We start from the raw sequence: 9,953 nt of genomic DNA on the forward strand, positions 1-9,953 counted from the left end.
GGGCCAAGGCCCGGTTCTTCGACTATCGGCCTTCAAGGCCGAAGGGCGGGAGCGGGGATGAGGAAGATCGGCAATATCCTGCGCCTGCTTTTCCTTGTCCTGACCCTGGGCGGCCACGCCGCCCAGGCCGCCACGCGGCTTGACCTCGACGGCGATTGGCGCTTTCGCACCGACCCGAACGGAGAGGGGGTGGCCTCCGGCTGGACCGCCGGGCCGCCCGTAGGCGCCAGGGTCGTCTCCGTACCCCACACCTGGAACCTGGGCCAGGACCAGGCCTTCGACGGCGTCGGCTGGTATTTCAAGACCTTCGTCCTACCCGAAAGCTTGGTCGGCCGGCACGTCGAGCTTAATTTCGGCGGCACGTTCTACAAGAGCCGGGTGTTCGTGAACGGCGTCGAGGCCGGCGGCCACGAGGGCGGCTTCACGGCCTATCACCTGGACGTCAGCAAGCTGGTGCGTCCCGGCGGGAACCGGATCGCGGTAGCCATCGACAACCGGCCGGGCCTGGCCACCATCCCCGGCTACGCCATGCGGCTGCAGGCCGCGGACAATGTCTGGTACGACTGGTGGCGCAACGGCGGTGTCCTGCGGGATGTCTGGCTGAACGTCGCCGACAAGGGCTTGATCCGCCAGCAGACGATCACCCAGAACTTGTCCGCCGACCACGCGACCGCCACCGCCCGGGTGCGGGTCGAGAACGTCGATGCGACGCCCCGCGTCTACCGCCTGGCGGCCGCCATCGAGGACCCCGAAGGCCGCGTCGTGGCCCACGCCGAACAGGCCGTGCGCGTCGCGGCCGGCGTCGCGGCCGAGCCGTCGCTCAGCCTGAGGGTCGAGCAGCCCCAATTGTGGAACGTCGGAGCCGCCAAGCTCTATCGCCTGTCGACGCAGCTGCGCGACGAGGACGGGCGGCTGCTCGACGAACGCGCCGATACGGTCGGCTTCCGCAGGATCGAGATCCGGGACCGCCGTCTCTATGTGAACGGCCAGGCCGTGCGCCTGACCGGCATGACCCGGCACCAGGACTCCCCGTGGGAGGGCCAGGCCGAGAGCGCGGGCACGATCCGTCAGGACTGGAACGACCTGGCGGCGCTGCACGTCACCCTGACCCGGCCGGTGCACTATCCGCAGCCGCAGGCGGTGCTGGACGAGGCCGACCGTCAGGGTGTGCTGCTGATCCCGGAGATCCCGATCTGGCAGATGACCGAGGCCCAGCTGGCTGATCCGCGCCTGCTGCCGCTGGCCAAGCGCCAGATGGACGAGATGATCGCCGAGGCCGCCAACCATCCCAGCGTGCTGGCCTGGAGCGTGATGAACGAGAGCGACGCCTCCAAGCCTGGCGGTCTGGCGTTCTTCCGGGCCATGAAGGCGCACATCAATGCGCTCGACCCTGGTCGCTTCGTGACCTTCGCGGACTCGGACGTGTCGATCGCGCCGTGGAAGCCCGCCCAGGCCCTGCGCGAGGCCGACTTCATCATGGCCAACGCCTATTTCGGCACCTGGAGCGGCGGCGCCGAGTCCGTGGAGCCGTGGCTGGACTTCTTCGACAAGGCCTATCCCGACAAGATGCTGGTCATCTCGGAGTTCGGCTGGCCCGGCCCGTTCTCGGCCGATCCCAAGGCCGCCGACGCGGCGCGGGTCGAGAACCTGCAGGGCCAGATGGCGGCGTTCGAGAAGCGGCCGTTCGTGGGCGGCGCGATCTTCTGGACCTACCAGGACTACCACTCCAACCGGAACCTCTACGCCGGCTCGGTTGATGGTTATGTGGATCACGGGGTGGTCGACCAATATCGCCAGCGCAAGCCGTCGTACGCGGCCTGGGAGCAGCGCAACCGGGCGCTCGACGTTTCGGTTTCCTGGACCGTGGGCGACGGCGGCCTCAGGGGATTCACCGCCAAGGTCGCGCCGCGTGCGACCGGGACCTTGCCGTCCTATCCGCTGATCGGCCAGAAGGTCCGCTGGAAGGCGCTGGACCAGAATGGCGTGGTCGTCGGCGAAAGTGCGCCCACGGATCTGGACCTCGCGGCCCCGGCGGCCGTCACCGGCGCCTGGGACAAGCCCGTGGACGGCATCGTTCGCCTGACCCTTGATATTCTGACCTCGACCGGAGTCCGCTCGGGCGGCGAGATAGCAGAATATCGACCCTTCAAGTTGGGCTCGGCGCCGTTCCAGCCCGATCCCGCGCAGCTTTCCAACAACCCGGTGACGCCCTGATGTCCAAGACCGATCCGACCAGCCTCGACCGTCGCGCTTTTCTGGCGGTCGCCGCAGCCGGCGCGACGACCGCTGCCGCCGCGCCGAGCCTGGCGGCCGAACCGGCGGTCTCACCGACCGCGCCGACGGCTAAAACGTTGAGCCCGGAAAAGATCGACCAGGCCTGGCGCCGGGCGGCTGCCAAGTTCGATGCGCCGCGCGCCACTGTGCTCAAGCGGGCCCGTACGATGACGGAGCATGGCCCGTTCCGCGCCGACTGGCCGTCGCTGAAGGCCTATGAGCCGCCGCTCTGGTACCAGGACGCCAAATTCGGGATCTTCATCCACTGGGGCGTCTATTCGGTGCCGGCGTTCGGCGGCGAGTGGTACTCGCGGCTGATGTACCAGGAAGGCTCGAAGGAGTACGAGCACCACCGGGCCACCTACGGACCGCAGGACCGCTTCGGCTACAAAGACTTCATCCCCCAGTTCACCGCCAAGGCCTACGACCCGGCCGGCTGGGCGAAGCTGTTCAAGCAGGCGGGCGCCCGCTATGTGGTGCCGGTGGCCGAGCACCACGACGGCTATGCGATGTACGACACGCGCCTGTCGGACTGGACCGCCGTCAAGACCGGTCCCAAGCGCGACCTGATCGGCGCCTTCGCCAAGGTCGCCCGGGCCGAGGGTCTGCATTTCGGCCTCTCCAGCCACCGCGCCGAACACGACTGGTTCTTCGACGAGGGCCGCAAGATCCCGTCCGACGTCAACGACCCGCGTTACCTGGAGCTCTACGGCCCGGCCCAGTTGCGGATGTCCGGCAAGGACGACGCCGACCTCTACGGCGACTTCACCGCAGTTTCCCAGGCCTGGGTCGACGACTGGCTAGCGCGCACGGCCGAGCTGGTCGAACTCTACGATCCCGAACTGATCTATTTCGACTGGTGGATCGGCAAGGCCGAGTTCCGCGCCGCCCTGCCGGCCATGCTGGCCCAGTACTACAACACCAAGGCCGCCCAGGGCCGCCAGGGCGTCGTCAATTACAAGCTGGGTTCGATGCCGGCTGGCGCCGGGGTGCTGGACATCGAGCGCGGTCAGGCGCCGGGCATCCAGTCGACGGTCTGGCAGACCTGCACCTCGATCAGCGACAAGGCCTGGGGCTTCATCGAGAACGACACCTACAAGAGCGCCGGCCAGCTGATCCATCTGCTGATCGACGTGGTCTCCAAGAACGGCAACCTGCTGCTCAATGTCGGCCCGCACGCCGATGGCAGCATCCCCGCGGCGGCGCGCGACACCTTGCTGGCCATGGGCCAGTGGCTGGGCGTGAACGGCGAGGCGATCTACGGCTCGCGGCCCTGGCGGGTGTTCGGCGAGGGGCCGACCGAGATCGCCGACGGCTCGTTCCAGGAGACCAAGACCAAGCCCTATACGGCCAAGGACTTCCGGTTCACCACGCGAGAAGGGCGGCTCTACGTGCTGCAACTGAGCGCGCCTGAGGGCGACCGGGCCCTGATCACCACGATCAAGCCGAGCGACCGCGTCCAGTCGGTGACCGCGCTCAGCACTGGCCGGCCAGTGACTTTCAGCCAGACGGCCGAGGGCCTGCAACTGGCGGTCGGCGACCAGCCGGCCGGCCAAGCCGCCTACGTCTATCGTATCGAACTCGCCTAAGTGAAAAGGGCCGCCATGCGCCGCATCCTGACCCGCATACTTCTCGCCACCGCCCTGGGTTTCGCCGGGACCGCCGGCGCTCTGGCCCAGGGCAGGGCGACCCAGCCGGTGGCGCTGTTCTACCTGATGGAAACGCCCAAATCGACGCGCTCCTTCGAGCAGCACATCGACAAGATCGGCCTGCTGGTGCCCACCTGGTACGGGGTGTCCAAGGACGGCCTGGTCACCGGCGCGCCCAACCCGGGGATCCTGGCCAAGGCCAAGGCCGCGCGCCTGCCGGTGATGCCGATCATTTCGCTGACCGACCGCGCCGGCCTGCATCAGCTGATGGGCAACGAGGCGGCCAAGAAGAGCATGATCGAGGCGCTGGTCCGGGAGGCCAAGGCCAACGGTTATGTCGGCTTCCACTTCGATTTCGAGAACATCAGCTATCTGGACCGCGACGCCTTCACCCTGATGGCCAAGCAGACCGCCGACGCCCTGCACGCCAACGGCTTCACCATGGGCGTCGCCGTCGTGCCCAACGCTCCCGGCCATCCGGGCAAGGGCGCCTATTCCAAGTGGATGTGGGAATACTGGCGCGGCGCCTATGACATTGAAGCCCTCGGCAAGATCGCCGACGAGGTCAGCCTGATGACCTACGACCAGCATACGCGCTGGACGCCGCCAGGCCCCGTCGGCGGCATGCCCTGGGTGATGGAAAACCTCGACTACGCCCTGAAGGTGGTTCCGCGCGAGAAGATCTCGCTGGGCATTCCGCTCTACGGCTATCGCTGGTTCGCCGACAATCCGGTGCGTCCCGACGGGACCGAGGCGGTCAACATCAACGGGGTCTATTTCGACGGTGACGAGTCCATTCCGATGGCCCGCGAGTATGGCGTCAAGGTGCAGTGGGACGATGTCCAGAAGGAGAGCTGGTACGTGCTCTATCGCGACCAGATGAACGAGTGGGTGTCGATGCCCGACGCCCGCAGCTTCAAGGCCCGCTACGATGTGGTGAAGCAGCAGGGCCTGGCCGGGTTCAGCGCCTGGGTGCTGGGATCCGAGGACCCTGCGATCTGGGACGTCCTGCCCGTGGTCAAGCGCTGAGGATTGCCGGATGCGACCCGCTCACCGTTTCGCGACCGCCAGCCTGGCGGCTTTTTCCCTGACCCTGGCTGCGGGTACCGCCCTGGCCGCGACCAAGGCGCCGCCGATCATTCCGGCTCCAGCCGAGCTGACCCCCGGTCGCGGCGCGCTAGTCGTCCGCTCGGGCGCCGTGGTTTCGGTTCCGGCCGGCGACGCCGCCGCCCTGTCAGCCGCTCGGCTGCTGGCCGGCCAGGTCAGGCAGACGCGCGGCCTGGACCTTGTCGCGCAAGAGGGCAGGGCGGGCTCCATCGTGCTGGTTCGCGATCCGTCGGTGAGCGCGGCGGAGGGTTACACGCTGACCGTGACGCCAAAGGGCGCGCGCATCGCCGCCAAGGACGACGCGGGCCTGCTGTACGGCGCCATGACCCTGGCCCAGCTGCTCAGCCCCGACGCGGCGTTCGGCCGGCTGGTCAAGATCCCGGCCCTGACCGTCCGCGACCAGCCGCGCTTCGCCTGGCGCGGGATCATGGTCGACGTCGCCCGCCACTTCCAGCCGGCCGAGTCGCTAAAACCGCTGATCGACGCCATGGCCGCGCACAAGATGAACGTGCTGCACCTGCACCTGTCCGACGACCAGGGCTGGCGGGTCGAGATCAAGCGCTATCCCAAGCTGACGCAGATCGGCGCCTGGCGCACCCCGCCGACGGCGGGCGAGGCGCCGTCGACCCAGCCCTATGGCGGCTTCTACACCCAGGACCAGATCCGCGAGCTGGTGGCCTATGCGCGCGAGCGGTCGGTGACCATCGTGCCGGAGATCGACCTGCCGGGCCACGCCCAGGCCGCCGTCGCCGCCTATCCGGAGATCGGCGTCTTTGGCGACCGGCCGCCGGTCGCGGTGGACTGGGGCGTCAATCCGTACCTGTTCGACGTCGATCAGCCCAGCCTGACCTTCATCGAGGGCGTGCTGGACGAACTGATGGACCTATTCCCCTCGACCTACATCCACGTGGGCGGCGACGAGGCGATCAAGGACCAGTGGCAAAGCTCGCCCGCCGTCCAGGCCCGCATGCGCGAACTAGGCCTGAAGAACGAGCACGAGATGCAGAGCTGGTTCATCGAGCACCTGGGCCAGTATCTGGCGTCGCACGGCCGGCGGCTGATCGGCTGGGACGAGATCCTGGAGGGCGGCCTGCCGGCCTCGGCCTCGGTGATGTCGTGGCGGGGCGAGCAGGGGGCCATCGACGCCGCCAATGCGGGTCACGACGTGGTGCTGTCGCCGGCGCCGACGCTGTACCTGGACAGCCTGCAGAGCAACCGCGCCGACGAGCCGCCCGGCCGTCTGTCGATCGTGACCCTGAAGGACGTCTACGCCTACGAACCCATGCCCAAGGGCATCGCGCCCGACAAGGCTGGCCACGTGCTGGGCGCCCAGGCCAACGCCTGGACCGAGTACCTGGTGACGCCGTCGCAGGTGCGCCACGCCATCTTCCCGCGCCTGGACGCCGTCTCCGAAATCACCTGGTCGCCGAAGGACCGGCGCGACTGGACGGGCTTCCTGGATCGCCTCGACATCCAGCGCTTGCGCTACGCCCGCCAGGGGATCAACGCCGCGGACGGCGCCTTCGCCGTCAACTTCGCCCTGGACGGCGGTCGCGGCGCGACGCTGCGATCGGGACAGGCGAGCTTGGCCCTGTCGACCCAGTCCGGCTTCGGCCAGATCCGCTACACGCTGGACGGCAAGACCCCGACGGCGCGCTCGCCATTGTATGGGAAGCCGCTCAAGGTTCCGGTGGGGACCACGGTCCGAGCGGCCGCCTTTACCGCCGACGGCCGCCCAACTGCCGAGCCCCGCGCCTTCGACACCGGCCGGATGGCGCTGCTGACCCGGAGCAACACCGAGCTGACGGCCTGTCCGAAGGGGGCGCTGGGCCTTCGCGTGCCGCTGACCTCGGAAGCCCAGGCCGACGCGCCGGCCTTCAACGTCAACCTGTTCGACACCTGCGCGATGTACCCCGCCGCGCCGCTGGACCTGGCTGGCGGGTTCGACGTCAAGGTCGCGCGCGTGCCGCGCCACTACGGCCTGGCCGGCGACACCGACAAGGTCCGCTGGCACTACAACGCCACGCGGTTCGGCGAGCTGGTCGTCCGTGCGGGCGGCTGCGAGGGGCCGGTGGTCGCGACCTTCCCGTTGCCCGATCCGGCCATCGCCGACAACCGGCTGAAGTTCCAGGGGGCCCTGCCGTCGGGCACGGGCGATTCCGACCTTTGCCTGTTGTTCACCGCGCCCCTGTCCGGCCCGTTCTACGCGGTCGAGGCCCTGACCCTGACGCCCCGCTCTTCCCACTGATCAAGTCCTCAAGGCGAGACCAGACCATGCTTCGATCCGCGCTGCTTTCCGCCTTCGCCCTGGCGGCCATGGGATCCACCGCCCTGGCCGGGCCGGTCGAAACCCGCAGCCTCGACCAGGGCTGGAGCTTCCGGCTCGATCCCGACGACGCCGCCGCCAAGACCCACGCCGCCGAGGCGGCGCAATGGCGTCCGGCGACCGTACCGGGCACGGTGCAGACCGACCTGCTGGCCGCAGGCCGGATCCCCGACCCCTTCGTAGGGACGAACGAAGCGCAGCTGCAGTGGATCGGTCTGGCCGATTGGCAGTACCAGCGCACGCTGGACGTAGACCCGGCCTTGCTGGCTCGCGATCACGTCGATCTGGTCTTCGACGGCCTGGACACCTTCGCCGAGGTGTTCGTCAACGGCGTCAAGCTGCTGTCGGCCGACAACCAGCACCGCCGCTGGCGCGTGCCGGTCAAGGCGGTGCTGAAGCCCGGCGCCAACCTGATCACCATCGCCTTCAAGTCGCCGATCAAGAAGCTGCAGCCGGACCTGCTCAAGCAGCCCTATGTGCTGCCGGGAGCCTACGACTCCGCGTTCGGCGACGAGCCGCCGGCCAAGCACACGTCTACCTACGTTCGCAAATCGCCCTACCACTACGGTTGGGACTGGGGGCCGCGCTACGTCACCGAGGGCATCTGGCGCGAGGTGCGGCTGGAGGCCTGGGATGAGGCCCGCATCGACGGTTTCCGCATCCGCCAGGACCAGGTGACGGCCGACCACGCCCGTCTGTCGGCCGAGTTTGAGATCGAGTCCGACGGGACGCGCACCGTCGAACTGGCCGTGGCGCCAACGGCTCCCGACGGCTCGGCGCTGCCGGTCGTGCGCCAGACCGTCACCCTGGCGGCTGGCCTCAACCGCGTCTCCGTGCCCGTGCCGATCGCCGCGCCCAAGCTGTGGTGGCCGGCGGGCTATGGTCGCCAGGATCTCTACCGCTTCAGCGCGTCCGTCGCCCTGGACGGCGCGGTCGTGGCCAAGGCCGAGCGCCGTTCGGGCCTGCGCACGGTCGAGCTGCGGCGCGAGGCCGACGCCTGGGGCAGGAGCATGGGCTTCGTGATCAACGGCGTGCCGGTGTTCGCCAAGGGCGCCAACCTGATCCCGTTCGACAGCTTCTCGCCGCGGGTCAGCGACGAAAAGATGCGGGAAATCCTGACCTCGGCCCGCGACGCCAACATGAACATGCTGCGCATGTGGGGCGGCGGCCACTATCAGAGCGACGCCTTCTACGCGATGGCCGATGAACTGGGCCTGATGATCTGGCAGGACTTCATGTTCGGGGGCGCCATCCCGCCCTACGATGTGGCGTTCCGCGAGAACACCCGCGTCGAGGCGGTCGAGCAGGTCAAGCGCCTGGGCGACCATCCCAGCATCGTGCTGTGGAGCGGCAACAACGAGGTACAGACCGGCTGGGAAAACTGGGGCGACCGGGTCAAGTTCAAGACCTCGATCCCGCCCGAGGAGCGCGAGAAGATCGTCGTCGGCATGACCACTCTGTTCGGCCAGGTGCTGCGCGGCGCGGTCGCCGAGAACGACCCCGACACGCCCTATTGGGCTGGCTCTCCCACCACCGACTACGACGGCGCCGCCGACCAGCTGACCGACGGCGACCGCCACTACTGGGACGTCTGGGGCGGCTCGAAGCCGGTCGAGGAGTACCTGCGCGTCAGCCCGCGCTTCATGTCGGAGTACGGCCTGCAGTCGCAGCCCGAGATGCGGACGCTGAAGACCATCGCCAAGCCGCAGGACATGTCGGTCAATTCCACCGTCATGCGCGCCCATCAGAAGTACGCCAAGGGCGAGGGCAACGAGCGGATCCTGTTCTACATCCGCCGCAACTACGGCGAGCCGAGAACCTTCGAGGACTTCGTCTATCTAAGCCAGGTGATGCAGGCCGAGGGCATCGAGCTGGCGGCGCTGCACCACCGATCCTCCCGCCCCCAGACCATGGGTTCGCTGTACTGGCAGCTCAACGACGTCTGGCCGGGCGCCTCGTGGTCCAGCGTCGACTATTACGGCCGCTGGAAGGCGCTGCAGTATCACGCCCGCCGCTTCTACGCCCCGGTCGCCCTGGCGGCCGTGCACGACCAGGGCGCCACGACGATCACCCTGCTGTCCGACCGCACGGCCGCCGCGCCGGTCCGGTGGCGGGTGCGGGTGATGGATGTCGACGGCAAAGTCCTGTCGGACACGACCTCCGACGCCGAACTCAAGCCGCTGGCGGCCACCCAGGTGGCCAACCTGCCGGACGCGACGCTGTTCAAAGACGCAGACCCGGCCCGCACCTTCGCGGTCGTGGAGCTGATCGAGGCCGGGACGACGATCTCGCGCGCGGTGGTCACCCAGGTTCCAGCCAGGGCCATGGCCTTGCCTGATCCGCACCTCCAGGCCAGCTGGTCGAAGACCCCGGACGGCTATGCGGTGACCGTCAAGGCCGCCAAGCTGGGCCGGGCGGTCTGGCTCGGCTTCGGCGACCTCGACGCCACCCTGTCGGACAACGCCTTCGACCTGCCGCCCGGCGAGGCGGTCACGATCAAGGTGAGTTCAAAGGCCTCGCTGAGCCAGCTGAAACGGGCGCTGACCCTGCGCAGCCTCTACGGCGCCACCAAGCCCGTGACGCCCTAGGAGCTGACG

General features: G+C 68.6%; 5 protein-coding genes. All 5 read left to right on the top strand.

Going from position 1 to position 9,953, the window contains the following annotated elements; all coding sequences use genetic code 11:
- Positions 1–57 precede the first annotated feature (57 nt).
- Genes EV278_RS03715 through EV278_RS03735 form a run of 5 tightly spaced genes read left to right on the top strand, consistent with a single transcriptional unit; the run spans position 58 to position 9,944 of the window.
- Positions 58–2,214, top strand: a complete 2,157-nt coding sequence (locus EV278_RS03715) for a glycoside hydrolase family 2 TIM barrel-domain containing protein (RefSeq protein ID WP_132086780.1) — start codon at positions 58–60, stop codon at positions 2,212–2,214.
- Positions 2,214–3,863: an alpha-L-fucosidase gene (locus tag EV278_RS03720; RefSeq protein ID WP_132086781.1), complete on the top strand. Its 1,650-nt coding sequence runs from the start codon at positions 2,214–2,216 to the stop codon at positions 3,861–3,863. Before EV278_RS03715 ends, EV278_RS03720 begins: the two co-directional genes overlap by 1 nt.
- 15 nt (positions 3,864–3,878) lie before the next feature.
- A complete protein-coding gene (locus tag EV278_RS03725; protein ID WP_132086783.1) occupies positions 3,879–4,952 on the top strand; it encodes a glycosyl hydrolase family 18 protein in 1,074 nt (357 codons plus the stop codon).
- A 10-nt stretch (positions 4,953–4,962) separates the two neighbouring features.
- Entirely contained in the window at positions 4,963–7,278 is a 2,316-nt protein-coding gene (locus tag EV278_RS03730; protein ID WP_132086785.1) for a family 20 glycosylhydrolase, read from the top strand.
- A 26-nt stretch (positions 7,279–7,304) separates the two neighbouring features.
- Positions 7,305–9,944 carry a glycoside hydrolase family 2 protein gene (locus EV278_RS03735; RefSeq protein ID WP_132086787.1) on the top strand — a complete coding sequence of 880 codons (2,640 nt, stop codon included), beginning with the start codon at positions 7,305–7,307 and terminating at the stop codon, positions 9,942–9,944.
- Positions 9,945–9,953 lie beyond the last annotated feature (9 nt).

Source organism: Caulobacter sp. BK020 (genome assembly GCF_004342605.1).
Classification (GTDB): domain Bacteria; phylum Pseudomonadota; class Alphaproteobacteria; order Caulobacterales; family Caulobacteraceae; genus Caulobacter.